The organism is Sphingomonas lacusdianchii (assembly GCF_022664395.1).
Taxonomy (GTDB): Bacteria; Pseudomonadota; Alphaproteobacteria; order Sphingomonadales; family Sphingomonadaceae; genus Sphingomonas; species Sphingomonas lacusdianchii.
Map to the genome: position 1 here is coordinate 24413 of NZ_JAKRET010000019.1, position 23985 is coordinate 48397.

The window sequence follows — 23985 nt, forward strand, 5'->3', positions numbered from 1 at the left end:
CCCTGATCCACTTGCGTGGAAGCGGCACCGCCCTGATCCGGCTTTGCCGGATCAGACTCTGCCCGCCTCCGCCGCTTCGGCCGCATTCGCGAGGCGGCGGGCAAGGAAGGCGCAGGCGATCAGCTGCAACTGGTGGAACACCATCACCGGCAACAGCACGACCCCGACCTGTGCCGGCGGGAACAGCACCCCCGCCATCGGCACGCCGGTCGCGAGGCTCTTCTTCGATCCACAGAAGCGCATCACCGCCGCATCGGCGGGGTCGAGCTTCATTGCCCGCGCGATCAGCCCGGTCAGCACCAGCACCACCGCCAGCAGCGCCGCGCACCATCCGACCAGTTCGGCCAGTTCGATCGCCCCGACCTGCGACCACAGCCCCTCGACCACCGCCGCGCCGAACGCGGTATAGACGACCAGCAGGATCGATCCGCGATCGAGCGTGGTGACCAGTCGCTTGCGCACGACGATCCATTCGCCGATCCACGGGCGCAGCAAATGCCCCGCCGCAAAGGGGACCAGCAATTGCAGCACGATCGTGCGCACGCTGTCGAACGACAGGTCGACCCCGCCGGTACCGGGCAGCAGCAACGCCGCCAGCGCCGGCGTGATGGCGATGCCGAGCAGGTTGGACAGCGACGCGCTGCACACCGCCGCCGCGACATTGCCGCGCGCTATCGCGGTAAACGCGATCGACGACTGCACCGTCGAGGGCAGCAGCGTCAGGAACAACAGGCCCGTCGCGAGGTCGGGCGCGGGCAGGCCGCTGCCGGTAATGGCGAGGCCGAGGATCGGGAACAGCACGAAGCTGACCGCAAGGATGGCAAGGTGCAGCCGCCAGTGCCGCGCACCCGCCAGCAACGCGCTGCGCGACAATTTCGCACCATGGACGAAGAACAGCGCGACGATCGCGGTATCGGCGGCGACGTCGAAGATCGGCACCCCGATCCCGCGCGGCGGCAACACCGTCGCGATCAGCACCGTCGCCAGCAACATCAGGATATAGGGCTCGATCGTAGCGAGCAGTCGGCGGATCATCGGGGCACTCCGGTAACGCGAAACAGGATTAGCTGCCCCGGTAGGTCGAATAGCTGTAGGGGGAAACCAGCAACGGCACGTGATAATGGCCGCCGTCCCCGGCAATGCCGAAATCGATCGTCACCCGGTCGAGGAACGGCGGATCGGCCAGCGTCACTCCGACGCTGCGGAAATAGTCGGCGACCGCGAAGCACAGCGCATGGCGCCCCGGCGACAGGCGCAGCGCGGCAAGCTCGGGACAGCGGCCATCGCCATTGGTCACGCCGGTGAACAACGGCACGCCCCGGTCATCGAGCAGCGTGACCGCGATCCCCGCCGCCGGACGGCCATGCGCGGTGTCGAGCACATGCGTCGACAGCGTCGCGCTCATGCCGCCGCCTCGCCGCGCGGCCAGGTGCCGACGAATTCGGGTTCGTCATAATCGAGATAGGCGGCGATCATCGCATCGCGATCGTCGAGGAACAGTTGATCCGCCACCCCCGCCACCAGGCGCGGCAGCGCATGGCGCAGCCCTGACAGCGCCGATGCCGACAGGCCGAGGCTGATCAGCCCCGAATAGTTGAACGCGAACAGCCCGTGCAGCTTCGCCGACGCGTCGGGATCGCGCGGCAGGAACTGGAAATTCGGCCCCAGATAGGGATGCGCATCGATCAGCGGATTGGCCCCTGCCGCCGGACGATACCGATCCGACCAGCGGGCGATATCGTCGGCGACCAGCGTCAGTTCGGGCCGCAGTGCCGGATCGGTGACGAGGCCGGTCGACAGGACCAGAAAATCGAACGTCTCGGTCCCGTGCGGCGTGGTGATCGCGACACCGCCATCGGTCTCGGCGACGTCGAGCCATGGCGTACCGAGATGCAGGTGAAAGCCGGGCAGTGCCGATGCCCGGTCGAACGTGTCGTTGGTCGGTGGCTGGCTGCGATCGAAGAACGCGGCCATCATCCGGTATTTGGCGGCATCGTCGAGCGCGGGAAAGCGGCCGATGATGCCGCTGCGCTCCATATGCCGGATCGGGTTGACGCGCGGCAGCGCCGGGCGGCGGACGAAGACATGCGCCTCCCCCACCCCGGCCGACAGCGCGGCATGGGCATTGTCGAACGCCGACGCCCCCGCCCCCAGCAGCGCGATCCGTTTGCCGCCCAGCGCGGCATAGTCGATCGCCGCCGAAGTATGCGCATAACGGTGCGCCGGCAGCCGGTCGCGCACCAGCGGCGGGACATGCCAATGCCCCCCGCCCTGAATCCCGGTCGCCAGCACCACCTTGCGCGCGAGGAGCGGCGCGCCCTCCGCCAGATGGATGCGGAACCGCCCACCCAGCGGTTCGACCAGCGTGACCCGCGCCTCGTTGCGCACCGGCAGCTTCAGCACCGCGCGATACCAGCGCAGATACGCCATCCAGTCGCGGCGCGGGATCTTGTCGAGCGCGTCCCAGCCCGCGGCACCATGCTGCGCTTCCCAATAGGCGCGGAAGGTCAGCGACGGGATGCCCATGTCGATCGCGGTCAGATGCTTGGGCGTGCGCAGCGTCATCATCCGCGCATAGGTGTCCCATGGCCCTTCATAGCCCACCGGATTCTCGTCGAGCACGAGGATGTCGGACACCCGCTCGCGCAGCAGCCCGAATGCCGCGCCCAGCCCGCTCTGCCCGCCGCCGACGATGACGACGTCATGGACATGACCGTCCGTGCTCGTTTGCGCCATGGTCCATGCCGGGCCGCCAAAGGCAAGCCGTTCGAGGTCGGTCGCGACCTGTTCCGCCAGCGCGGCAAGGCCGATGGGTCGGGTCATGGCAGCGTCTCCAGTCGCAGGCGGACGATATGGCCGATTTCGTCGATCGCGGTCGCCACCTCGGTCTCGGCATCGTTGGTCAGCCGGTCCGCCATCGCCCGCAATATCCCCGCGCGGTCGGTCCGCCGGACGCAGATGACGAAGGGAAAGCCGAACCGCTCGCGATAGGCGGCGTTGAGGCTGTGGAAGCGTTCGAACGCCTCGGGCGTCATCCGGTCCAGTCCGGCCGATGCCTGTTCGCTCTGCGATGCGGCGGTCAGCGTGCCCGCGATCGCCGCGCGCCCGGCCAGTTCGGGATGCGCGCGGATCACCGACAGCCGTTCCTCGGGCGTCGCATCGGCCAGGACCGCAAGGATGCCCTCGGCCAGATCGTCGAACGGCCGGCGCGCCGCCGCCCGCTCGACCACCCATGGCGAATGCTCGACCACGCTGGCGTAGCGCGTGACGAAATCCCGGTCCGACAACGCGTTGAAATCGGTCACGATCCGGTCCCCTCGATCGAGACATGCGCGGCGACGACCTTCCAGCCATCGGCAAAACGCACCCAGCTCTGGCTCTGCCGCCCGCGCCGCGCGTCCCCCTCGCGGAAGAACTCCGCATTGGCGGTGGCGAAGTCGCGGCCGAAAGCGTGGATCGCGACCGTGCCGAGCCGGCGTTGCGGCGATCCGCCGCGCCCCTTGCGGAAGGCTCGAATGGCCTCCGCGCCGTACAGCACCTCGCCCACGCCATAGCGGATGGTGCTCGGATGATCGTGGAACAGCCGGTCCATCGCCGGCACGTCATCGGCCATCAGGGCGGCTTCGTAGGCATGGAAGGCCGCCGTCACCTCGGCCACCACCTGCGGATCGTCGATCGTCATGCCGGATGCACCTGTTGCCAATGTCGGGCGATATCGATGCGGCGCGCGATCCACGCATCGCCGCTGGCGATCACATGGTCGACGAAGCGGGCCAGCGCCGCAGCCCGACCGGGACGCCCGGCGATACGCCCGTGAAGCCCGACCGACATCATCCGCCCGCCCTCGGCGCGCAACTGTTCGAAGCTATCGCGCAGATAGCGGAAGAACGGCTCGCCATCGGCAAAGCCGTTATAGGCGACGAACTTCATGTCGTTGGCGTCGAGCGTATAGGGCACGATCAGCTGCGCCCGCCCGCCATTCGCTTCGGCATGGCGACGATCCCAATAGGGCAGGTCGTCGGCATAGCTGTCGGCGTCGTAGACGAACCCGCCCTCCGCCGCGACCAGCGCGGCGGTCGCGGGCGAGGTCCGCCCCTGATACCAGCCCAGCGGGCGCGCGCCGGTCAGGCGCGTATGGAGCGCGATCGCCTCGGCGATATGCGTGCGCTCTACCTCGGGGGGGACGTATTGGTAATCGATCCAGCGATAGCCATGGCTGGCGATCTCCCAATTGGCGGACAGCATCGCGTCGACGCTGGCCGAATTGGCGGCCATGGCGGTCGCCACCGCAAAGGCCGTCACCGGCACCTGTCGCTCGGCGAACAGCCGGTGCAGCCGCCAGAAACCGGCGCGCGCGCCATATTCGTACAGGCTTTCCATCGCCATCGCGCGCGCGGGATGGCTGGCCGCGCCGACCATTTCCGACAGGAACGCCTCCGATCCGGCATCGCCGTTGAGGACACTGTTCTCGGCGCCCTCCTCGACATTGACGACGAATTGGACAGCGACGCGCGCCCCGCCCGGCCAGCGCGGATCGGGCGGCGTCGCGCCATATCCGATCAGGTCGCGCGCCGCGCTCATGCGGCATAGCTTTCGAGCGCGGCATCGACCCCGGCCCCGGGCGGCAGCGCCAGCCCCTCGGCGCGCAACACCGCCTCCAGCGCCGCCAGCGTCAGCAGCACCTTATGCTTCATGGCGTTGTAGCCCATCGCGCCGATCCGCCAGACCTTGCCCTGCAGCGGGCCGAAGGCGGTGCCGATCTCGATCTCAAAATCCTCGCGCATCCGCGCCCGGACCCGCTCGCCATCGACGCCGGGCGGGATGACGATGCCGGTGACGTTGGTCATGCGGAAGCGATCGTCGCCGAACACCTCCAGCCCCAGCGCCCGCGCCCCCGCGACCACCGCCCGCCCCGCCGCCGCATGGCGCGCGAACCGCGCCGGCAACCCCTCGCTCAGCGCGACGCGGGCGCATTCGCGCGCGCCGTACAGCATCGTCGTCGCCTCGGTATGGTGGTTCAGCCGCTTCTCCGACCAGTAATCCATGATCATCGCCAGATCGAAATAGTTGGTGCCGATCCGCACGCCCCCGGCATCGGACAGGTCGTCGCGGCGAATGCCCCTTTCGACATGACGCCGACCGAGGATATGCTCGGCAGCGCGCGGCGAGACGGTGATCGGCGCCGACCCCGACGGCCCGCCCAGACATTTCTGCAGGCCCCCGGTGACGATATCCGCGCCCCAGCGATCGGTGGCGATCTCCATCCCGCCGATCGTCGCGGTCGCATCGACATAGAGATACGCCCCCGCCGCCCGGACCAGCGCCCCCACCCCGTCGAGCGGCTGCGCCATGGTGGTCGAGGTATCGCCATGGACGCAGGCGACTACCATCGGCTCGGTGCGCGCGATCGCATCGGCGATGGCGTCGATCGGTACCGTCTCCCCCCACGGCACCGACAGCCGCTCGACCTTTGCGCCGATCCGCTCGCCAATCTCCTGCAACAGCAACCCGAAGCGGCCGAAATCGATCACAAGCAACCGGTCGCCGGGCGCCAGAATCGACACGAGCGACGCCTCGATCGCCGCGCGCGCGGTGCCGTCGATCAGGAAGGTCCAGTGATTGTCCGTCCCGAACACCGGCCGGTACAGTGCCATCACCTGGTTCATATAGCCGGTCATTTCCGGGTCGAACTGGCCGAGCAGGTCGGCGCTCATCGCGCGCAGCACGCGCGGATGGGCGTTGACCGGCCCCGGCCCCATCAACAGCCGCTGCGGCGGATCGATCTCCCCGAACAGGTCAGGCGTCACGCACTTGCTCTCCCAATCGATCGATGAATCCGCACATCGCGGCAAAGGCGGCATCGGCGTCGGCCGGATCGACATGCTCGGCCGGATGGTGGCTGATCCCGCCGGCACAGCGCACGAACAGCATCGCCACCGGGCCGAGCGCGACCATCGCCATCGCGTCATGCCCCGCCCCCGACATCAGCCGCCGCGACGGCTGCCCGGTGGCGACGATCGCCGCGTCGAGCAGGTCCATCAGCCGGGGGTCGCACGGACAGGGCGGCAGGTCGTGGATCGTCGCGACGTCGAGCACGACGCCGCGCTCGGCGGCAATGCCATCCATCGCCGCGCGGATCGCAGCGGCGGCGCGGTCGCGGCGGTCGGTGGCGCCGGCGCGGATATCGACGGTGAAGCGTACGTCGCCGGCAATCACATTGGCGGCACCCGGCGCGACCTCGATCCGGCCGACCGTCGCGACCAGATCGGACGCGGCAGCCACGGCGATATCCTCGACCGCCGCCACCATCCGCGCGGCGGCGGCCAGCGCATCGCGGCGCAGCGGCATGGTCACCGTGCCGGCATGGCCGGCGACGCCGGTCACCGTCGCTTCGAGCCGCAGCTGCGCGGCGATGCCGGTGACGGTGCCGAGCGCCAGCCCCTCCGCCTCCAGCACCGGCCCCTGTTCGATATGCGCTTCCAGATAGGCGAGCATGGTGCCAGGCATACGGGCGGCGCTGGCGAGCGACGCGGCGTCGCTACCGAAATCGCGGAGCGCGGCATCGACGCTTACACCCTCCGCGTCGGCCATGTCCGCTGCCTGCGGAGCCAGCGTGCCCGCGACCGCGCGACTGCCGAGCATCGCGGCGGGAAAGCGCGATCCCTCCTCGTCGCCAAAGCCGATCACCTCGATCGCGAAGGGCAGGCGACGTCCCTCGGCATGGAGCGCCGCGACGCATTCGATGCCGAGCATCACCCCCAGCGGCCCGTCATAGGCGCCGCCGTCGCGCACGCTGTCGAGATGGCTGCCGATGACCAAAGCGGGCGCAGCGGGCGTCGCGCCCTCGTACCGGCCGATCAGGTTGATCGCGGCGTCGCGGCGCACGGTCATCCCCGCGTCTTCCATCCACGCGCCGACGCGTTCGATCGTGGCGCGATAGGCCGGGGTCAGCCACCCGCGGAACAGCCGGTCCGGCCGGTCGCTATAGGGCGCGCGCGACAATTCGATGCAGCGCGCCGCCGCGCGTGCGCCCGATGCGGTCGCGCTCACCATGTCGCCACCATCCCGTCGCTGCGCGGATCGGCAGCGCCTTCGATCACGCCGTCGGGATGCCGGACGATCGCCCCGGCATGGCCCATCGTCGACGACCATGCCGCCACCCGTTCGACCGCATGGCCGGCCGCTTCCAGTTGCGCGTACAGTGCCGGATCGAACCCGTCCTCGATCTTCAGCGTCGTACTCTGATCGCCCCAGGTCCGCCCGAGCAGCCAGCGCGGGCCATCCACCGCCGCCTGCAAGGGCTGCCCGAACCGCGCATGGCGCGTGAAGATCGCCGCCTGCGTCTGTGGCTGCCCCTCGCCGCCCATGGTACCATAGGCCATGACCCGACCATCGTCGAAGCGGGCGAGCGCGGGGTTGAGCGTATGGAACGGCCGCGCCCCGGGCCGCAGCCGGTTGGGGCCCTCGCCGCCAAGCGCGAACGAACAGCCGCGATTCTGCCAGGTGATCCCGGTCTGCGGCAGGACGATGCCCGATCCGAATTCGAAATAGGTGCTCTGGATACAGCTGACGACCTGCCCGCGCGCATCGGCCGCGCCGAACCACGTCGTGTCGCCCAGCGCCGGCGGATGTGGCCATGGCGCGGCGCGCGCCGGATCGACGGCAGCTGCCATATCGTCGAGCGCGGCGGCATCGTCGAGCAGCGCCTGCGCATCCTGCGTCATCGTCGCCGGATCGCCGACATGCACGTCGCGCCAGCGGAACGCCTGCTTGGTGGCCTCGACCAGATGGTGGACATGGTCGAACCCGTTACAGGTCGCGGCGCCGAGCCGGTCGAACAGCGCGAGGATCAGCAGCGAAGCGACCCCCTGTGTCGGCGGCGGCAGGTTGAACAGGCGCGCCCCGGCGATCGTGACGGCCAGCGGGTCGACCGGTCGCGCGGCAAAGGCGGCGAGGTCGCCCGCCGCGACCGGACTGCCGAGCCGCGCAAGATCGTCGGCGATCGCCTGCGCCAGCGCGCCGCGATAGAAACCGTCCAGCCCGTCCGCTGCCAGTCGCTCCAGCGTCGTCGCCGGCGCCGGCTGTCGCAGGACATCGCCTTCGACCAGCGGGCGCCCTTCGGGTTCGAAGATGCGGGCATAGTCGCCGGGCAGGTCGCGCAACGCGGCCGAGACGGTGGCGGCGACCTGCGCCCCGCCGGCGGTGACGACCACGCCGCTCCGGCCATGATGGATCGCGTCGCGTAGCAACCGGTCGAGCGGCAGCGTCGATCCACTCCGCGTCAATGCCGCCTGCCATCCGCCAACGGTGCCCGCGACCGTATTCGCCGCCAGCGCCCCGCGCCACGGGATCGTCGCATGGTCGCGGTACAGGCCGGGATCGGCCGCCATCGCCGCCGCGCCGCAGCCATCGATCGCCCAGTGGCCGCCATCGGGTTCGGCGACCAGCCAGAAACCGTCGCCGCCGATCCCGGTCATGTGCGGATAGACCACGGCGAGGCAGGCGGCGGTCGCCACCGCCGCCTCCACCGCCGAACCGCCATCGGCCAGCACGTCGCGCCCCGCCTGTGCCGCAAGGTGATGCGGCGCGGTGACCATGCCGCGCAACGCACGGGGCGTCGCGCGCGTCATGCCGCCACCGCCGCTATCGGCGCGACCGGACAGGCGACCAGCCCCGCCGCCGCCAGTGCCGCCGCCGTCTCGAACAACAGCGCCTCACGCCCCGGCGCGGCGATCAGCTGTACGCCGATCGGCATCGCGCCCGCCGCCTGCGCCAGCGGTACCGACAGGATCGGCACCCCGGCAAGGCTGAGGGGCTGGGTATGCAGGCCCAGGTCGGCGCGCGCCGACAGCGACTGGCCGTCGATCACGATCGTCGTCGCATCGATCCGCGGCGCGGCCATCGGCGTCGCCGGGGCCAGCAACAGATCGTGCGTCGCCAACGCGCCCAGCAATTCGTCGGTGAAGCGTTCGGCGACCGCCTCCGCCTCGCGCACTGCCGCGACCGGCTGCAACGCCCCGGCGATCAACCGGTCGCGCGTTCCGGCATCGAACGCCATCGCGTCGCGGCGCAGCGCGGGCAGATGGCGATGCCCGCCCTCGGCCCCCGTCAGCATGAATCCGGCCGATCGCGCCGCCGCCGCCCAGCGCAGCACGACCGGTGGCCCGGCATCCAGATGCGCGGCAATGCGATCGATCCCGGTCAGCACCGCGTCCTCGGCGCGCTCGGCGAACCATCCGCCAAGCGGTGCCACCCGCACGATGGCGCTACCACCCGGCGACAGCGGGGCGCCGGTCATCACCGCATGGGCGATCGCCATGTCCTCGCCCGACCGGGCGAAGCAGCCCACCGTGTCGAGCCGCTCGACAAAGGGATAGGTCCCGGCGACCGGCACCACGCCGAAGCTCGGCCGCAATCCATAAATGCCGCACAGGCTGGCCGGCACGCGGATCGATCCGTTGGTATCCGATCCCAGCGCCAGCGGCACCAGCCCTGCCCCGACCAGCGCCGCCGACCCGCCCGACGATCCGCCCGCCAATCGGTCGGGATCATGCGGGTTGCGGGTGGTGCCGTAATGCGCGTTCTCGGTCGAAAAGCCATAGGCGAATTCGTCCATGTTGGTCGTCGCGACCAGCACTGCGCCCGCCGCACACAGCCGCGCCACGACTTCGGCATCGCGCGGCGCGGGTGGCGCATCCGCCAGTTGCCGCGCCCCGGCGGTGGTCGCTTCGCCCGCCACGTCGAACAGGTCCTTGACCGCAAAGGGCACCCCGGCCAGCGGGCCGGGATCGCGCCCGGCGGCAACCGCCGCATCGACCCGTGCGGCATCGGCCAGCGCCCGGTCGCGCAACAACCGGGTAGCGGCGTTGAGCGAAGCTTGCGCCGCGATGCGATCGATCGTCTCGACCGCGATCGCGCGTGCCGAACGGCATCCGGCGCGAACATCGGCGGCGATGGCGGTCGCCGACAGGGTCATCGCGCATCCTCGGTCAGCGCGGCGCGCACCGCCTCGTGATGGCGCGCCAGCAACCGCTGGTTGGCGACCACGCCCGCGACCGCTGCCGCCGGCACGGTCAGCGCGAGGCGATCGGCCAGCAGCATCACGAGCCGCCGTTCGTCTTCCGTCGCCTGCGTCATGCCGTCGTCTCCCCGCTCGCACTGCGCGAATTGGGTAGCGCCTCCGAACCATGCGGCAGAAGCGCAATATTGCGCTTCGAGCGAACGCATTTTTCGCGCACTCCCGATCAGTCGAACCGTTGCCGCTCGAACGTGGCGAAGTCGTGCTCGAGCCGGGCTTCGAGCCGGGCCTTGTCGTTGCCGGTCAGGAAGGCACGGCACGCGGCGGCGTCGAGCACGCGACACGCGGCGATGCGCGGACCGCCGGCGCGGTCCTGCCAGATGCTGGCGCCGGGCAGGAACGCATAGTGCAGCGAATCGCGCGCGATCTGCTTCAGATCGCGGTAGCGCAGGCGCTGTTCGGTCACCGCGCGCAGATATTCGTTGGTCATGTCGCTGCGCGCGACGCCTTCGTCATCGGTCGACAGCACGACCGGCACCCCCGCTTGCCGATACAGCGACAACGGATGGTCGCGGCCCTTCACCCCTAGGATGACGGCGTTGCTGGTCAAGTTGATCTCGACCGCCACCCGCTCGCGCGCCATCTTCGCCAGCAGCGCGCGGGCATCGGTCTCGTAGGAGATGTCGATGCCATGCCCGATGCGGCGCGCCCCGGCGACCGCCACCGCATCGCGGATATGGAACGCCAGCTCGCGCGGCGGCACCAGCCCGAGCGTCAGTTCGCCCGCATGCAGCGACAGCGGCACGGCGGGAAAGCGTTCCTTCAGAAAGTTGAACATCCGCATGTGCAACCCATAATCCCGCAACGCCACCGGATCATGTTCGGGCGCGACGATGTTGACGCCGACGAAGCGCGGATCGGCCCCGACCAGCGCGAAGCCCAGTGCCAGTTCGGCGAAGACCTGCGCCGGTGGCCGGGTGCGGATCGCGGCGATCTGGTATCGGATCTCGGTCGCGCAGGCCGGCTTGGGCGCGGGGGTGGCGCAGCCGTCGATCGTCGCCATCTCGGCATCGTAGCGGTCATATTTCGCGCGCATCGCCTGTACCGCGGCCGGCAGTTCGGGGGCGATCCGCGCATAGAGCGCCGCCAGATCGCCGACATCGCCCTCGGCGACCTTCGCCAGTTCCGGCGTCATGCCGGCCCCGGTGCTGAGTTCGGCATAGGATACGCCATCGGCCGCCGCCTGCTGCCGGGTCAGCGCCAACACCTTGCCCGCATGGCGTGCCGCGATCGGCCAGAAGGCGTCGAACGTCGCGAAGAACCGATCATAGCCCGACACGCGCGGATCGCCGGTCCCGGCCTCGAACCCGCGCGTCGAAAAGGCATCGATGAAGCCCGCATAGCGTCGATAGTCGCGCGTCAGTTCGGCCGCCGCGACCCGTCCCGGCGCGTCGCACGGCGGCGGCGCCAGCCCCGGCGGATCGATCGACAGGCACAGCCCGTCCGCCGCCGCCCAGGCAAGGATATCCTCAGCATAGACCGCGCCGCCGGCATGGTTGTGCAGGTCGGCGCCCTTGGGCATGGCTTGCAGGAACATGCGCAGCCGCGGCGGACTGTCGGCGATCGCGTCGAGATACGACGCCGTTCGCGCTTCGGGGGTCGGCGGCGCAGGCGGCGGTGCGGCACCGCCCAGCAACGCCGCCGCCAGCGTCAAGATCAATCCCGCCACGCTCGCACGCATGGCGGCGCGGCCGTTGCTGCAACGGTCGTGCATCGCTGTCCCCCTTCAAGCCGGTCGCGCCCTACGGCGCCGACGCCCTCGGCCGATGGTCTAGGGACGGTGCCTGCCCACGCCCATCGCAATATCCGGCACGTCGCGTTGCCGGAAACCGTGCAGGCAACCCGCGCTCTTTTTTGCAACACGGAATGCCGTTCATTGCTGTAGATCGCGCGCATGGCTGCTGGCATGACGGTGGCAGGGCGGGTTCCGGGGGACGGCATGACAGATACGATATCGGCACGACCGGCGACGACGATGCTGGAGCGCCGGTTCCAGCTGACCGAGCGCGGCACGTCGGCACGGACCGAGATCCTCGGCGGTGTCACCACCTTCCTGACCATGGCCTATATCGTGCTGGTCAACCCCGCGATCCTGGGGCAGGCCGGCATGCCGGTCGCGGCGGTCGCCGCCGCCACCTGCTTCGCCGCCGCCTTCGCCTCGATCCTGATGGGGCTGGTCGCCAATGTGCCGCTGGCGCTGGCGCCCGGCATGGGGCTCAACGCCTATTTCAGCTTCACCGTCGTGCAGCAGATGGGCATTCCGTGGCCGGTGGCGCTCGGCTGCGTGTTCATCTCCGGCGTGTGTTTCCTGATCCTGACGCTGACCGGGGTGCGGCAGTTGATCGTGTCGGTGATCCCGCCGCATCTGTTCGCGGCGGTGGCGGGCGGGATCGGGCTGTTCATCGGCTTTATCGGCCTGCGCAATGCCGGGATCGTCGTCGCCAGCCCCGCCACGCTGGTCGCGCTGGGTCCGCTGACCGCGCCGGGCGCCGCGCTGGCGCTGCTCGGGCTGTTGCTGATCGCGGGACTGAGCATCTGGAACGTGCGCGGCGCGATGCTGATCGGGATCGTCGCCACGACCATCGTCGCATGGCTGACCGGACAGGTCACGATGACCCCCGAACCCTATAGCCTGACGATGTTGACGCAGACCGCGTTCCGTATCGACCTGCCCGGCGTGTTCGGCGCGGGCGGGCGGCATGGCCTCGGCCTGTTCGAAATCCTGTTCGTGTTCCTGTTCGTCGACCTGTTCGACAATATCGGCACGCTGGTCGCGGTGACCAAGCGCGCCGGGCTGATCGACGCCGCCGGCCGCATTCCCCGGCTGAACCGCATCCTGCTGACCGATGCCGTCGCGACCATGGTCGGCGCGGTGGCGGGGACCAGCACCGTCACCAGCTATGTCGAGAGCGCGGCGGGCGTGCAGGCGGGCGGGCGCACCGGGCTGACCGCGATCGTCACCGGCCTTCTGTTCCTGTTGACCATGTTCGTCGCCCCCTATGCGCAGCTGGTGCCGCTGGCCGCGACCGCCCCGGCGCTGATCGTCGTCGGCGGGCTGATGCTGCTGCCGCTGGTCGAGGTGCAGTGGGACGATCCGCTGGCGGCGATCCCGGCATTCCTCACCGTCGCGCTGATCCCGCTGACCTTCTCGATCGCCAATGGCCTCGCCTTCGGCATCACCGCCCATGCCGTGCTGAAGGCGATGCGCGGACAGGCGACGCGCGCCGACTGGTTCCTGTTCCTGCTCGCCGCGCTGTTCATCGCCCGCTTCGCCTGGATGGGGGCGGCGTGAGGCCATGACGATCCGTTTCCTGCTCGACGATGCGGTCGTAGAGGTCGCCGACGCCGCCCCGACCGCGACGCTGCTCGATCACCTGCGCTATCGCCTGCGCCGCACCGGCACCAAGGAAGGCTGTGCCGAGGGGGATTGCGGCGCCTGTACCGTGCTGGTCGGCGACGCCGAAGGCGACGGCATCGCCTGGCGCGCGGTCAATGCCTGCATCCTGTTCCTGCCGATGATCGACGGCAAGGCGGTGCTGACCGTCGAAAGCCTGTCGCAGGGCGGCGCGCCGACCCCGCTGCAGACGTGCATGGCGCGCAACGGCAGCTCGCAATGCGGCTTCTGTACACCGGGCTTCGTCATGTCGCTCTATGGCCGGGCTGTGGGGGCGGCGGGCCATGACCTGCCCGTCGCCGACGTGATCGCGGGCAATCTGTGCCGCTGCACCGGCTATGGCCCGATCCTCGACGCGGCGGAGCAGGTGTCGCGGATCGAGCGCGACGACCGGCGGACGGCGACCGCGCTGCGCGAGCTGCGGGCAAGCGACGCATCCGACAAGGCGCAGGGCTGGTTCGCGCCGCGCTCGGCCGACGAACTGGCGGCATTGCTGATCAAGCACCCGCATGCCCGGCTGATCGCCGGAGCGACCGATGTCGGGCTATGGGTGACGAAGGGGCTGCGCGACCTCGATTTGCCGATATTCATCGGCGACGTCCCCGAATTGCGCACGATCACCGAGGATGCGAGCGGCGTCACGCTCGGCGCGGCGGTACGCTATGCCGAGGCACATGACGCGCTCGCCCGGCTGCATCCCGATCTTGGCGAGCTGGTGCGGCGGATCGGCGGGTTGCAGGTCCGCAATGCCGGCACGATCGGCGGCAACATCGCCAATGGATCGCCGATCGGCGACGGCCCGCCGGCACTGATCGCGCTCGGTGCGTCGCTGGTGCTGCGCCGTGGCGACCAGCGGCGGACGCTGGCGCTGGAGGATTATTTCCTCGCTTATGGCAAGCAGGATCGCGCGCCCGGCGAGTTCGTTGAGCGTGTCCACATCCCCCGCCCCGCCCCCGACGCGATCGTGCATATCGCGAAACTGTCGCGCCGCTTCGACAGCGACATTTCGGCGGTATGCGGCGCGTTCCACCTGACCATGCGCGACGGCACCATCGTCGACGCGCGCGTCGCGTTCGGCGGGATGGCGGCGACCCCCCGCCGCGCCGCGGCATGCGAGGCGGCGCTGACCGCTGCTCCCTTCACCGAAGCAACGATCGCCCGCGCCGTCGAAGCGCTGCGCGACGATTTCGATCCGCTTACCGACGTGCGCGGCAGCGCCCCCTATCGCCAGCAGGCGGCGGGCAATCTGTTGTGGCGCCTGTGGCACCGCGAACAGGGCGAACCGGTGTCGGTCCAAGAGCTTTGCCGATGACGGCCCCCAAACCCTCGCTGCCGCACGACAGCGCGCTGCTGCACGTCACCGGCACGGCGCGCTACATCGACGATGCGCCCGAGCCTGCCGACCTGCTCCACCTCGCCTTCGGCCAGTCGACCGAAACCCATGCCGCGATCACCGGCATCGACCTGTCGGCGGTGCGCGCCGCGCCCGGCGTCGTCGCGGTCTTCACCGCCGCCGACATTCCCGGCCATAACGATGTCAGCCCGGTCGCGCATGACGACCGGCTGCTTGCCGATGGCGAGGTGCTGTATCGCGGGCAGCCGATATTCCTCGTCGCCGCGACCAGTCGGGGTGCGGCGCGGCGGGCGGCGCGACTGGGCCGGATCGACTATGCCCCCCGCCCCGCATTGCTGACCATCGCCGATGCGCGCGACGCCGATTCGCGGATCGAACCGACCCAGCGCATGGCGCGCGGCGACGCCGCCGCTGCGCTCGGGACCGCGCCGCATCGCCGGACGGGCGGCTTCGCGATGGGCGGACAGGATCATTTCTATCTGGAGGGACAGGTCGCGCTCGCCCGGCCGGGCGAGGACGGACAGCTCCATCTCGCCAGTTCGACCCAGCACCCCAGCGAAGTGCAGCATCTGGTCGCCGACCTGCTCGGCATCTCCTCCGCCGACGTGACGGTCGAGGTCCGGCGCATGGGTGGCGCGTTCGGCGGCAAGGAGACGCAGGCCGCCCCCTTCGCCGCCGCCGCCGCCTTGGTCGCCGCCAAGACCGGCCGCCCCGCCAAATTCTGCTGCGACCGCGACGACGACATGGTGCTGACCGGCAAGCGCCACGACTTCACCATCGACTATGATGTCGGCTTCGACGACGACGGGCATATCCTCGGCCTGATCCTGCGGCTCGCCTCGCGCTGCGGGGCGACGGTCGACCTGTCCCCGGCGATCAACGACCGGGCGATGTTCCATGCCGACAACAGCTATTGGCTGCCCGCGGTCGAGATCCTGTCCGAACGGCTGAAGACCCATACCGTCTCCGCCACCGCCTTTCGCGGGTTCGGTGGGCCGCAGGGAATGCTGGCGATCGAGCGGGTCATCGACGTCGTCGCCGCATCGCTGGGGCGCGATCCGCTCGATATCCGCACCGCCAATCTCTACGGGCCGGGCCGCGACGTCACCCCCTATGGCATGACGATCGCCGACAATATCGCGCCCGCACTGATCGCCCGGTTGCGCCGCGACAGCGACTATGATGCGCGCCGCGCCGCCATCGGCGACTTCAATACGCGGCATCGCGTGCTGAAAAAGGGGATCGCGCTCGCGCCCGTGAAATTCGGGATCAGCTTCACCACCACCCATCTCAACCAGGCCGGGGCGCTGGTGCATGTCTATGCCGATGGCAGCATCCAGCTGAACCATGGCGGCACCGAAATGGGACAGGGCCTGTATATCAAGGTCGCACAGGTCGTCGCCGACGTGTTCGCCGTGCCTGCCAGCACGGTGCGCATCACCGCGACCCGTACCGACAAGGTCCCCAACACCTCCGCCACCGCCGCATCGTCCGGCGCCGACCTGAACGGCATGGCCGCGTTCGAGGCGGCGAGCACCATCCGCGACCGACTGGCGGGGGTCGCCGCCTCGATCGGCGGCTGCGAACCGGATGCCGTTTGCTTCACTCCAGCGGGCGTCGTCGCCGGTGCGGAGACGATCCCCTTCGCGACCCTGTGCCGCAAGGCGCATCTGGCGCGGGTGTCCTTGTCCTCGACCGGCTTCTACGCCACGCCCGACATCGCCTATGACCGCGCGGCGCATCGCGGTCGCCCCTTCTATTATTTCGCATACGGCGCGGCCTGTGCCGAGGTGGTGGTCGACACGCTGACCGGCGAGCACCGCGTGCTGGCGGTCGATATCCTCCATGATGTCGGCCGCTCGCTCAACCCCGCGATCGACCTCGGCCAGATCGAGGGCGGCTTCGTCCAGGGACAAGGCTGGCTGACGACCGAGGAACTGGTCTTCGCCGACGACGGCCGGCTGCTGACCCATTCGCCCGCGACCTACAAGATCCCGACCGCTGCCGACCGACCCGACCGGCTGTCGATTGCACTGTGGGACGGCGAGAATGTCGAGCCGACCATCCACCGGTCGAAGGCGGTCGGCGAACCGCCGTTCATGCTCGCCCAATGCGTGCTGTCGGCGCTGGGCGAGGCGATCGCCGCCACCACCCCCGACCGCCGCGCCTTCCCCCCGCTCGATGCGCCCGCGACCCCCGAAGCGATCCTGCGCGCGATCGCCGCGCATCGCGCATGAGCTTTGCGTGGCGCGAACGGCTGCGCAGGGTGGCGACCGATGACCGCATCGCGCTGGTCACCATCCTCGCGACCGAAGGCTCGGCCCCGCGTGGGCCGGGAACGCGCATGGTCATCGACGATGCCGCCTCGTTCGACACGATCGGCGGCGGCGCGCTGGAGCATCAGGCGATCGAACAGGCGCGGGCGATCCTCGCCCATCCGCCGGGCACATGGCGGGTGCAGGATTATCCGCTCGGCCCCCTGCTCGGCCAATGCTGCGGCGGGCGGGTGCGGCTGTTGATCGAGCGGGTCGACCCGGCGGCGCTCGACTGGATCGCTGCCACGACCCTCACGACCACGCTGCATCCGACGCAGGTCGCGCGCCACGCTGATCCGCTGGCCGCTATCGTGCCGCTGTCCGCGCGGGGCGAGCGCCCGGAGGCCGGTACGACATGGTCCGAGCGGCTCGGCCAGTGGCAGCGGCCGGTCTATCTGTTCGGCGCGGGCCATGTCGGACAGGCGATCGCCCGCCGGATCGCCGGCCTGCCGCTACGCCTCGCCTGGTTCGACAGCCGTCCCGAACTGGCGGCGACGCCGGGCGTGACGATCGTCGACGCGGATCGCCTGCCCGCCTGCCTTGGCGATGCGCCCGCCGACGCGGCGGTGCTGATCCTGACGCATGACCATGGTCTCGACTATCGGCTGACCCATGCCGCACTGACGCGCGCGCCGCTCGCCTATGTCGGGTTGATCGGCTCGGCGACCAAGCGCGCCCGATTCCTTTCCCGCCTGACCCGCGAGGACGTGTCGGCCGACGCGCGTGCCCGGCTGACCTGCCCGATCGGGCTGGCGACGATTCCCGGCAAGGAGCCGGACGTCATCGCTTTGTCGGTGCTCTCCCAGCTTCTGACCCTTGATTCAACGCCCGAGCATCCATGACCCTACGCCTGTTCCGCGCCGAACTCCTGTCGGTTGCGACCGACCCTCGCGACGATCCCGAGGCGATCCGGCATGAACCCGACGGCCTGCTGGTGGTCGAGGACGGGCTGGTCGTCGCGCGGGGCGACCATGCGACCTTGGCGCCACGCTACGCCGGCCTGCCGGTCGAGCGGCTCGCCGGCATCGTCGTCCCCGGCTTCGTCGACGCGCATGTCCATTATCCACAGATGGACCGCATCGCCTCGCATGGCGAACAGCTGCTCGACTGGCTGGAGCGGCATATCTTCCCGGCCGAGATGGCGTTCGCCGATCCGGTCCATGCCGCCAGTGTCGCCGATGCCTTCCTGACCGAGCTGCTGCGCAACGGCACCACCAGCGCGCTGGTGTTCCCAACCGTCCATCCCGGATCGGTCGACGCGCTGTTCGCCGCCGCGCTCGACCGGCGAATGCGGATCGTGTCGGGCAAGGTGCTGATGGACCTCGGCCCGAAGGACTTGCGCGACACGCCCGAGGGGGCGCGGGCCGACAGCGAGGAACTGATCCACCGTTGGCGCGGGCGCGGGCGGCTCGGCTATGCGGTGACGCCGCGCTTCGCGCTGACCTCCTCCGACGAACAGCTTCGCCAGGCCGGCGCGTTGCTCGACGCGCATCCCGACGTGCTGCTCCACACCCATCTGGCGGAGAACAAGTACGAATGCGCCGCCGTGGCCGAGCGCTTCCCGCACGCGCACGACTATCTCGACGTCTATGACCGGTTCGGACTGGTCGGCCCGCGTTCGGTCTTCGCGCACGGCATCCACCTGCCCGACCGCAGCTGCGCCCGGCTTGCCGCGGCGGGCGCGGGGATCGCGGTCTGCCCGACCTCCAACCTGTTTCTCGGTTCTGGCTTTTTCGATTTCGGACAGGCCGATGCCCACCGGCTGCGCCTCGGGCTGGGCAGCGATATCGGGGCGGGCACGTCCTTTTCGTTGCTGCACACCGCCGGCGTCGCCTATCAGGCGGCACTCGCCCGCGAAGTCCGGCTCGACCCGTTCCGCGCGCTGTATCTGGCGACCGGCGGCAGCGCGGCGCTGCTCGGCATTGCCGACCGGGTGGGCGGTCTGCTGCCGGGGCAGGAGGCCGATTTCGTCCTGCTCGACGACGCGGCGACGCCGCTGCTGGCGCGGCGGACGGCGGGAGCCGATCTGGCGACGCGGTTGTTCGCGATGCAGGTGCTGGGCGACGACCGCACCGTGCGCCGCACCTATGTGATGGGCGAATGCGCCTGGGATCGGGGGATCGGATGAAGCGGATAGGATTGTGGCTGCTGGCATTGCTCGCGGCGACGATGCCGGCACAGGCGCAGCAGGCCAGACGCCTCGTCATCATCGATGACGAAGGCTTCGGCCTCGCCCATGTCATGCTGCTCGACGCGCCCGATGTCGAGGTGCTGGGCATCACCACCGTCAGCGGCAATGTCTGGGCCAATCGCGCCACCGCCATGGCGCTGAAGGGCGTCGAACGCATGGCGCGGAACGTGCCCGTCGTGCAGGGCGCGACCTATCCACTGGTCAATTCCGAGGTGCTGACCGAACGTTGGGAAGCACTGTACGGCAAGCTGACGTGGAAGGGCGCGTGGATGAAGCAATGGGTCGAACCGACCCAGCAGAGCACCCCGCCCTATCACGGTCCCGACGATCCCGTCGACCTGCCCGGCGGCAACCCGACCACCCGCCCCTCGCCCGAGATCGCCGCCAATTTCATGCTGCGCATGGTCCGCGAGCATCCGGCACAGGTGACGATCATCGCCATGGGGCCGCTCACCAACCTCGCATTGGCGCAGCGGCTCGATCCCGCCTTTGCCCGCCTTGCGAAGGAACTGGTCTATATGGGCGGCAGCCTCAATCCGCGGCAGGTGCTAAGCAGCGTATCGGCCACGCAGTTCGCCCGCGAATTCGTCCATTCGCCGCGCCGCGAATTCAATGCGCGCTTCGATCCCGAAGCGGCCAGCATCGTCTCGCGCAGCCCGTGGCGGCGGATCACCGTGGTCCCGACCGACCCGTCGACCGCGACCGAACTGACGCCCGCCCTGATCGCGCGGTTGCGCGCCGTGTCGCCGCCCGCCGTCGCCGCATGGATCGGCGCGATGGAACCGGGCTTTCCGCTCTGGGACGAAATCGCCGCCGGCATCTGGCTCGACCCGTCGCTCGTCACGTCGCGCGATACCGCCTTCGTCGATTACGACACCCAGTTCGGCCCGAATTACGGCGACATGCTGTCGTGGAGCGCGGGCTATCAGCCCGGCATCGGCGAACAGCGCGCCGAGATCGTCCGCACGATCGATCCCGCCGGCCTTGAGGCGCTCATGCTCCGGCTGCTGGCGCACCGGGCGGGCGATAGGCGAAGCCGGTAAAGCACGCCTCGATCTCGCGCAGCACCATCGCCGCGGCATAGGACGGGGTGCGCGCGGTCGCGGTACACAGCGCCAGCGTCATCGGCCGCAGCACCTTGTCGACGATCCGGGTAAAGGCAAGCGTGCCTGCACGCACCTCGGTCGATACGTCGAGCGAGGTCAGGATGCCGATACTGTCGCCCGCCTCGATCAGCGACGCGATCATCTGGATATTGTCCGACGTCACCCGCCGGTGGAGCGAGACCCCCGACGTCGCCTCCAGCACCGCGACCTGCTGATGCACCGCCAGCGGTGCCGCGGGCAGGATCACCGATTGGCCGTCGCAATCTGAAAACCGAACCTCCGCCTTGCGCGCCAGCGGATGCGAGGGCGGCGACACGATGCCCAGCACCACGTCGACGAACGCGCGCACCGTCAGGTCCTGATAGGATTGCGGGTCGAACAGGATGCCGAAATCGACGTCGTTCGCGGCGATCGCGCGGCGGACCTGTTCGTTGCCCAGCACATGCACCCCCATGGTGATGCCGGGATGGCTTTGCTGGATCGCATGGATCGCGGCGGGCATCACGCCCTTTGCCAGCGCGTCGATGACCGCGATATCGACATGGCCGCGCTTCAATCCGCGCAGATCCTCGATCTGCGACAGCGTATCGCCCAGCTGCTTCTGCCAGCGGCCGCCCGCCGCCATCATCACCTCGCCCGCCGCCGTCAGCCTGAGCCCGGTCGGCAGCCGTTCGAACAGCTGCACGCCCAGTCGCGCCTCGGCATTCAGTATCTGTCGGTCGATCGCCGATGCCGATACCGACAGTTCATCGGCGGCCCGGCGGATCGAGCCGAGGCGCCCGACCGCCATGAAATAGCGGATGAACCGTGACAGCGCGGGCATGCGCTAATTTTTGCAACGGATCGTCGTCATCATTGCGTTTGAATGCAACGATCGCGCCCCGTACGTCAACGTCCAAGTCGAAGAAGGCAGGCGGCCGCATAGCGATGGCCGCACCGGACGGACTGGCGTGACGACGACGGACATGCACCGGCGCGGCTGCGAACAGGAGAGGCGGGGACATTAGCGACGACCCGGACGTGGGGAACCGGTCGGGCGTCACAGGGGGGCTGACCATGACGATGCTTGCGCGCTCGAACTCCATCGACCTGCACCGATCGAAACCGGGTCGCCGCACCGGCCCCGCCCTGTTCGCGGCGCTGCTGTGCGGAACGGCACTGGCCATGCCCGCGCAGGCGCAGGAAGCGGCCGCCACGGCCGAGGCCGATGCGCAGGACGGCAACGACATCGTCGTCACCGGCTCGCTCAACGCGCTGCCGGTCAAGGACGTCGGCTCGGTCTTCGGCTTCGACAAGACGCTGGTGGAAACGCCGCGCTCGGCCTCGACGATCAGCGACGAACAGATCGAACGCTTCGGCATCACCGAAATCTACGATCTCGTCGCGCAGTCGCCGGGTACCTTCACCAACTCCTTCTTCGGGGTCGGCGGCGCGCTCGATATCCGCGGCACGCCGGGCGAGACCTATTTCCGTGGCGTCCGCCGTCTCGACAATGCCGGCAACTATCCGACGCCGATCGCCGCCGCCGACCGGATCGACATCGTGCGCGGCCCCGCCTCACCGATCTACGGCCCGTCCAAGACCGGCGGCTACGTGAACTTCGTGCCGAAATCGGCGCGCGTCGCGGGCGGCGCGCTGCTGAGCGCCCCGCGCGGGGAGGTCAGCTATACCGGCGGCAGCTGGGACCGGAACAATCTGCGCGCCGAGGTGCGCGGCCCGGTGCGCGTGCTCGGCGCCGATCTCGGCTACAGCCTTTATGCCGAGATCGAGGATTCGGGCAGCTATTACCGCAACATGTCGACCAAGCAGACGATCCTGCAAGGCTCGTTCGACCATCAGCTGACCGACCGCATCCGCATTGAATTCGGCGGCCAGTACCAGAATTTCAAAGGGCAGCAAAATGGTGGCTGGAACCGCCTGACCCAGCAGCTGGTCGACGACGGCACCTATATCACCGGCACCGCCAAGCCGCTCGACACCGATGGCGACGGGCAGATCTCGCAGGGGGAGATCAACGCCTCGATCCCCGGCGGCCTATCGATCTTCGGCAATTTCACCTGCCCGAACAGCAGCTTCAGCCCGTTTGCCAGCGGCTTCACCGACGCCTGCTTTACCCAGACCTATCCGCAGCTCAACCTCGTCAACACCGGCACCGCCAAGCTCAGCCGCCGCGACGTGCTGACCGGCACCGAGGACAAGCTGACCAACAAGCAGACGACGCTCTATTACGACGTCACCTATGACGGGCCGGGCGAGCTAACGCTGAAGAACCAGCTGTTCTTCGACAATACACAGAATATCAACAACAACGATTACGGCTTTTCGCAGCGCGTCAATTCCTATGTCATCGAGGACAAGATCGTCGTCGCCAAGTCGATCGACACCGGCATCGGCAAGTTCTCGGGCCAGTTCTCGCCGTCGATCCGCTATGTCAATTTCAACTATGGCGACGATTTCGATTTCGAATATTTCCATCGCGTCGACCTGACGCAGGGCTATACGCCGGCGTCGAACCGGCTACTCGCCAACGAATGCAATTGCGGCTATACCGACCGGGTGTTCGGCCACACGACCGACTATGGTCTCGCCGCGCTGGTCGACCTCGACTTCACCTTCGGCCTCGATCTGCTGCTGGGCGGCCGGTATGACAAGGTCGACGCCTCGTCGCGCTACGACGCGACGGTGATGGACCGGGTGCCGACGCTGAATTCGGCCAAGGGCAGCGACGATGGCTGGTCGTGGACCGCCAGCGCGTCGTATAAGCTGCCCTTCGGCATCATCCCCTATGCGACCGCGTCGCAGCAGTCGACGATCGTCGTCGGACAGGGGGCGGAGGTGCTGCCCGAAGCGGTCGCGTCGGGCTTCATGTCGACCTCGCGCCTGTACGAAGGCGGGGTGAAGGGCAGCTGGCTCAACGACACCCTCTATGCCGCGCTGTCGGTGTACAAACAGAACCGGACCGACTTCAACATCCAGTCGATCACCGTCAACCAGGCGGTCGAGACCAAGGGCGTCGAAGCCGAAGCACGCTGGGCGGTCGATCGCCACCTGCTCGTGACCGGTGCCTATACCCATACCGAGGTCGTGAACCTGACCGGGCTTCAGGCGGGAACGCTGTTCAGCTTCTTCGGGATCGAGGATCTGGTCAACGTCACCGACCCGACGCTGCATCTGGGCGGACAGCCGATCGGCCTCGTCCCGATCAACAGCCGCAGCGATGCGCGCCGCGCCGGCATCCCCGCCAACCTCTATTCGGCCACCGCCACCTATGGCTTCGACAACGGCCTGTCGTTCAGCGGCAGCGTGGTGAAGGTCGACTCGGTCTTTTCGGGCCAGTCGCAGGCGGTGCGCCTGCCGGGCTATACGCTGGTCGACCTGTCCAGCTCGTACCAGACCGGCCCGTGGCTGTTCCGCGGTGTCGTCAAGAACGCGACCAATGCGCGCTATTTCCGCGCCAACTTCACCGAATTGTTCGGCAGCACCATCGTGCTCCCCGAACGGCCGCGCAGCTTCCTCGCCTCTGCCGTCTATAAATTCTGATGGTGCG

Annotated in this window: 20 protein-coding genes; 7 read left to right on the top strand and 13 right to left on the bottom strand. The window is 69.1% G+C overall.

What is annotated here, in order from left to right:
* Positions 1 to 51 precede the first annotated feature (51 nt).
* From MF607_RS19110 to MF607_RS19165, 12 genes are all read right to left on the bottom strand, one after another.
* Positions 52 to 1035, bottom strand: coding sequence for a bile acid:sodium symporter family protein (locus tag MF607_RS19110; RefSeq protein WP_242121756.1), 984 nt, complete (start codon positions 1033 to 1035; stop codon positions 52 to 54).
* Positions 1036 to 1063: 28 nt separating this feature from the next.
* Positions 1064 to 1405 carry a hydroxyisourate hydrolase gene (uraH, locus tag MF607_RS19115; protein WP_242121757.1) on the bottom strand — a complete coding sequence of 114 codons (342 nt, stop codon included), beginning with the start codon at positions 1403 to 1405 and terminating at the stop codon, positions 1064 to 1066.
* Positions 1402 to 2823 (bottom strand): flavin-containing monooxygenase, encoded by a 1422-nt coding sequence (locus tag MF607_RS19120; RefSeq protein WP_242121758.1) that lies wholly within the window; start codon positions 2821 to 2823, stop codon positions 1402 to 1404. Before MF607_RS19120 ends, uraH begins: the two co-directional genes overlap by 4 nt.
* Positions 2820 to 3305, bottom strand: a complete 486-nt coding sequence (uraD, locus tag MF607_RS19125; protein WP_242121759.1) for a 2-oxo-4-hydroxy-4-carboxy-5-ureidoimidazoline decarboxylase — start codon at positions 3303 to 3305, stop codon at positions 2820 to 2822. The genes MF607_RS19120 and uraD overlap by 4 nt, the downstream gene beginning before the upstream one ends.
* Positions 3302 to 3682 (bottom strand): oxalurate catabolism protein HpxZ, encoded by a 381-nt coding sequence (gene hpxZ / locus MF607_RS19130; RefSeq protein WP_242121760.1) that lies wholly within the window; start codon positions 3680 to 3682, stop codon positions 3302 to 3304. The genes uraD and hpxZ overlap by 4 nt, the downstream gene beginning before the upstream one ends.
* Positions 3679 to 4581 carry an allantoinase PuuE gene (gene puuE / locus MF607_RS19135; protein WP_242121761.1) on the bottom strand — a complete coding sequence of 301 codons (903 nt, stop codon included), beginning with the start codon at positions 4579 to 4581 and terminating at the stop codon, positions 3679 to 3681. Before puuE ends, hpxZ begins: the two co-directional genes overlap by 4 nt.
* Complete coding sequence (locus MF607_RS19140; protein ID WP_242121784.1) at positions 4578 to 5759, bottom strand: pyridoxal-phosphate-dependent aminotransferase family protein; 1182 nt, start codon at positions 5757 to 5759, stop codon at positions 4578 to 4580. Before MF607_RS19140 ends, puuE begins: the two co-directional genes overlap by 4 nt.
* A gap of 37 nt (positions 5760 to 5796) precedes the next feature.
* The gene (locus MF607_RS19145) at positions 5797 to 7053 is read right to left on the bottom strand and encodes an allantoate amidohydrolase (RefSeq protein ID WP_242121762.1); all 1257 of its coding nucleotides are present in this window, start codon (positions 7051 to 7053) and stop codon (positions 5797 to 5799) included.
* Positions 7047 to 8630 carry a gamma-glutamyltransferase family protein gene (locus MF607_RS19150; RefSeq protein ID WP_242121763.1) on the bottom strand — a complete coding sequence of 528 codons (1584 nt, stop codon included), beginning with the start codon at positions 8628 to 8630 and terminating at the stop codon, positions 7047 to 7049. Before MF607_RS19150 ends, MF607_RS19145 begins: the two co-directional genes overlap by 7 nt.
* Positions 8627 to 9976, bottom strand: a complete 1350-nt coding sequence (locus tag MF607_RS19155; protein WP_242121764.1) for an AtzE family amidohydrolase — start codon at positions 9974 to 9976, stop codon at positions 8627 to 8629. Before MF607_RS19155 ends, MF607_RS19150 begins: the two co-directional genes overlap by 4 nt.
* Positions 9973 to 10137 (bottom strand): hypothetical protein, encoded by a 165-nt coding sequence (locus tag MF607_RS19160; protein WP_242121765.1) that lies wholly within the window; start codon positions 10135 to 10137, stop codon positions 9973 to 9975. The genes MF607_RS19155 and MF607_RS19160 overlap by 4 nt, the downstream gene beginning before the upstream one ends.
* 107 nt (positions 10138 to 10244) lie before the next feature.
* A complete protein-coding gene (locus MF607_RS19165; protein WP_242121766.1) occupies positions 10245 to 11792 on the bottom strand; it encodes an adenosine deaminase family protein in 1548 nt (515 codons plus the stop codon).
* A gap of 225 nt (positions 11793 to 12017) precedes the next feature.
* On the opposite strand from MF607_RS19165, the gene MF607_RS19170 reads away from it, so the two are divergent.
* From MF607_RS19170 to MF607_RS19195, 6 genes are read left to right on the top strand one after another with little or no spacing between them, the layout of a single operon-like run.
* Positions 12018 to 13370 carry an NCS2 family permease gene (locus MF607_RS19170; RefSeq protein WP_242121767.1) on the top strand — a complete coding sequence of 451 codons (1353 nt, stop codon included), beginning with the start codon at positions 12018 to 12020 and terminating at the stop codon, positions 13368 to 13370.
* Between the two features lie 4 nt (positions 13371 to 13374).
* Positions 13375 to 14784, top strand: a complete 1410-nt coding sequence (gene xdhA / locus MF607_RS19175) for a xanthine dehydrogenase small subunit (protein ID WP_242121768.1) — start codon at positions 13375 to 13377, stop codon at positions 14782 to 14784.
* On the top strand, positions 14781 to 17063 hold the full coding sequence (gene xdhB / locus MF607_RS19180) for a xanthine dehydrogenase molybdopterin binding subunit (RefSeq protein WP_242121769.1): 2283 nt from the start codon (positions 14781 to 14783) through the stop codon (positions 17061 to 17063). The genes xdhA and xdhB overlap by 4 nt, the downstream gene beginning before the upstream one ends.
* Positions 17060 to 17983 carry a xanthine dehydrogenase accessory protein XdhC gene (gene xdhC, locus MF607_RS19185; protein WP_242121770.1) on the top strand — a complete coding sequence of 308 codons (924 nt, stop codon included), beginning with the start codon at positions 17060 to 17062 and terminating at the stop codon, positions 17981 to 17983. The genes xdhB and xdhC overlap by 4 nt, the downstream gene beginning before the upstream one ends.
* The gene (guaD, locus tag MF607_RS19190) at positions 17980 to 19269 is read left to right on the top strand and encodes a guanine deaminase (protein ID WP_242121771.1); all 1290 of its coding nucleotides are present in this window, start codon (positions 17980 to 17982) and stop codon (positions 19267 to 19269) included. The genes xdhC and guaD overlap by 4 nt, the downstream gene beginning before the upstream one ends.
* Positions 19266 to 20375, top strand: coding sequence for a nucleoside hydrolase (locus tag MF607_RS19195; protein ID WP_242121772.1), 1110 nt, complete (start codon positions 19266 to 19268; stop codon positions 20373 to 20375). Before guaD ends, MF607_RS19195 begins: the two co-directional genes overlap by 4 nt.
* On the opposite strand, the gene MF607_RS19200 is transcribed toward MF607_RS19195, so the two are convergent.
* Positions 20326 to 21261 carry a LysR family transcriptional regulator gene (locus MF607_RS19200; protein WP_242121773.1) on the bottom strand — a complete coding sequence of 312 codons (936 nt, stop codon included), beginning with the start codon at positions 21259 to 21261 and terminating at the stop codon, positions 20326 to 20328. The two genes, MF607_RS19195 and MF607_RS19200, sit on opposite strands and share 50 nt — an antisense overlap.
* A 233-nt stretch (positions 21262 to 21494) precedes the next feature.
* On the opposite strand from MF607_RS19200, the gene MF607_RS19205 reads away from it, so the two are divergent.
* Complete coding sequence (locus MF607_RS19205) at positions 21495 to 23978, top strand: TonB-dependent siderophore receptor (RefSeq protein WP_242121774.1); 2484 nt, start codon at positions 21495 to 21497, stop codon at positions 23976 to 23978.
* The last annotated feature ends 7 nt before the right edge of the window (positions 23979 to 23985 follow it).

What these genes read in the sequence shown, in the direction of transcription:
- MF607_RS19110 (WP_242121756.1), bottom strand. Translation starts at nt 1,035, where the DNA reads ATGATCCGCCGACTGCTCGCTACGATCGAGCCCTATATCCTGATGTTG.
- uraH (WP_242121757.1), bottom strand. Translation starts at nt 1,405, where the DNA reads ATGAGCGCGACGCTGTCGACGCATGTGCTCGACACCGCGCATGGCCGT.
- MF607_RS19120 (WP_242121758.1), bottom strand. Translation starts at nt 2,823, where the DNA reads ATGACCCGACCCATCGGCCTTGCCGCGCTGGCGGAACAGGTCGCGACC.
- hpxZ (WP_242121760.1), bottom strand. Translation starts at nt 3,682, where the DNA reads ATGACGATCGACGATCCGCAGGTGGTGGCCGAGGTGACGGCGGCCTTC.
- puuE (WP_242121761.1), bottom strand. Translation starts at nt 4,581, where the DNA reads ATGAGCGCGGCGCGCGACCTGATCGGATATGGCGCGACGCCGCCCGAT.
- MF607_RS19140 (WP_242121784.1), bottom strand. Translation starts at nt 5,759, where the DNA reads ATGGGGCCGGGGCCGGTCAACGCCCATCCGCGCGTGCTGCGCGCGATG.
- MF607_RS19145 (WP_242121762.1), bottom strand. Translation starts at nt 7,053, where the DNA reads ATGGTGAGCGCGACCGCATCGGGCGCACGCGCGGCGGCGCGCTGCATC.
- MF607_RS19150 (WP_242121763.1), bottom strand. Translation starts at nt 8,630, where the DNA reads ATGACGCGCGCGACGCCCCGTGCGTTGCGCGGCATGGTCACCGCGCCG.
- MF607_RS19155 (WP_242121764.1), bottom strand. Translation starts at nt 9,976, where the DNA reads ATGACCCTGTCGGCGACCGCCATCGCCGCCGATGTTCGCGCCGGATGC.
- MF607_RS19160 (WP_242121765.1), bottom strand. Translation starts at nt 10,137, where the DNA reads ATGACGCAGGCGACGGAAGACGAACGGCGGCTCGTGATGCTGCTGGCC.
- MF607_RS19165 (WP_242121766.1), bottom strand. Translation starts at nt 11,792, where the DNA reads ATGCACGACCGTTGCAGCAACGGCCGCGCCGCCATGCGTGCGAGCGTG.
- MF607_RS19170 (WP_242121767.1), top strand. Translation starts at nt 12,018, where the DNA reads ATGACAGATACGATATCGGCACGACCGGCGACGACGATGCTGGAGCGC.
- xdhA (WP_242121768.1), top strand. Translation starts at nt 13,375, where the DNA reads ATGACGATCCGTTTCCTGCTCGACGATGCGGTCGTAGAGGTCGCCGAC.
- xdhB (WP_242121769.1), top strand. Translation starts at nt 14,781, where the DNA reads ATGACGGCCCCCAAACCCTCGCTGCCGCACGACAGCGCGCTGCTGCAC.
- xdhC (WP_242121770.1), top strand. Translation starts at nt 17,060, where the DNA reads ATGAGCTTTGCGTGGCGCGAACGGCTGCGCAGGGTGGCGACCGATGAC.
- guaD (WP_242121771.1), top strand. Translation starts at nt 17,980, where the DNA reads ATGACCCTACGCCTGTTCCGCGCCGAACTCCTGTCGGTTGCGACCGAC.
- MF607_RS19195 (WP_242121772.1), top strand. Translation starts at nt 19,266, where the DNA reads ATGAAGCGGATAGGATTGTGGCTGCTGGCATTGCTCGCGGCGACGATG.
- MF607_RS19200 (WP_242121773.1), bottom strand. Translation starts at nt 21,261, where the DNA reads ATGCCCGCGCTGTCACGGTTCATCCGCTATTTCATGGCGGTCGGGCGC.
- MF607_RS19205 (WP_242121774.1), top strand. Translation starts at nt 21,495, where the DNA reads ATGACGATGCTTGCGCGCTCGAACTCCATCGACCTGCACCGATCGAAA.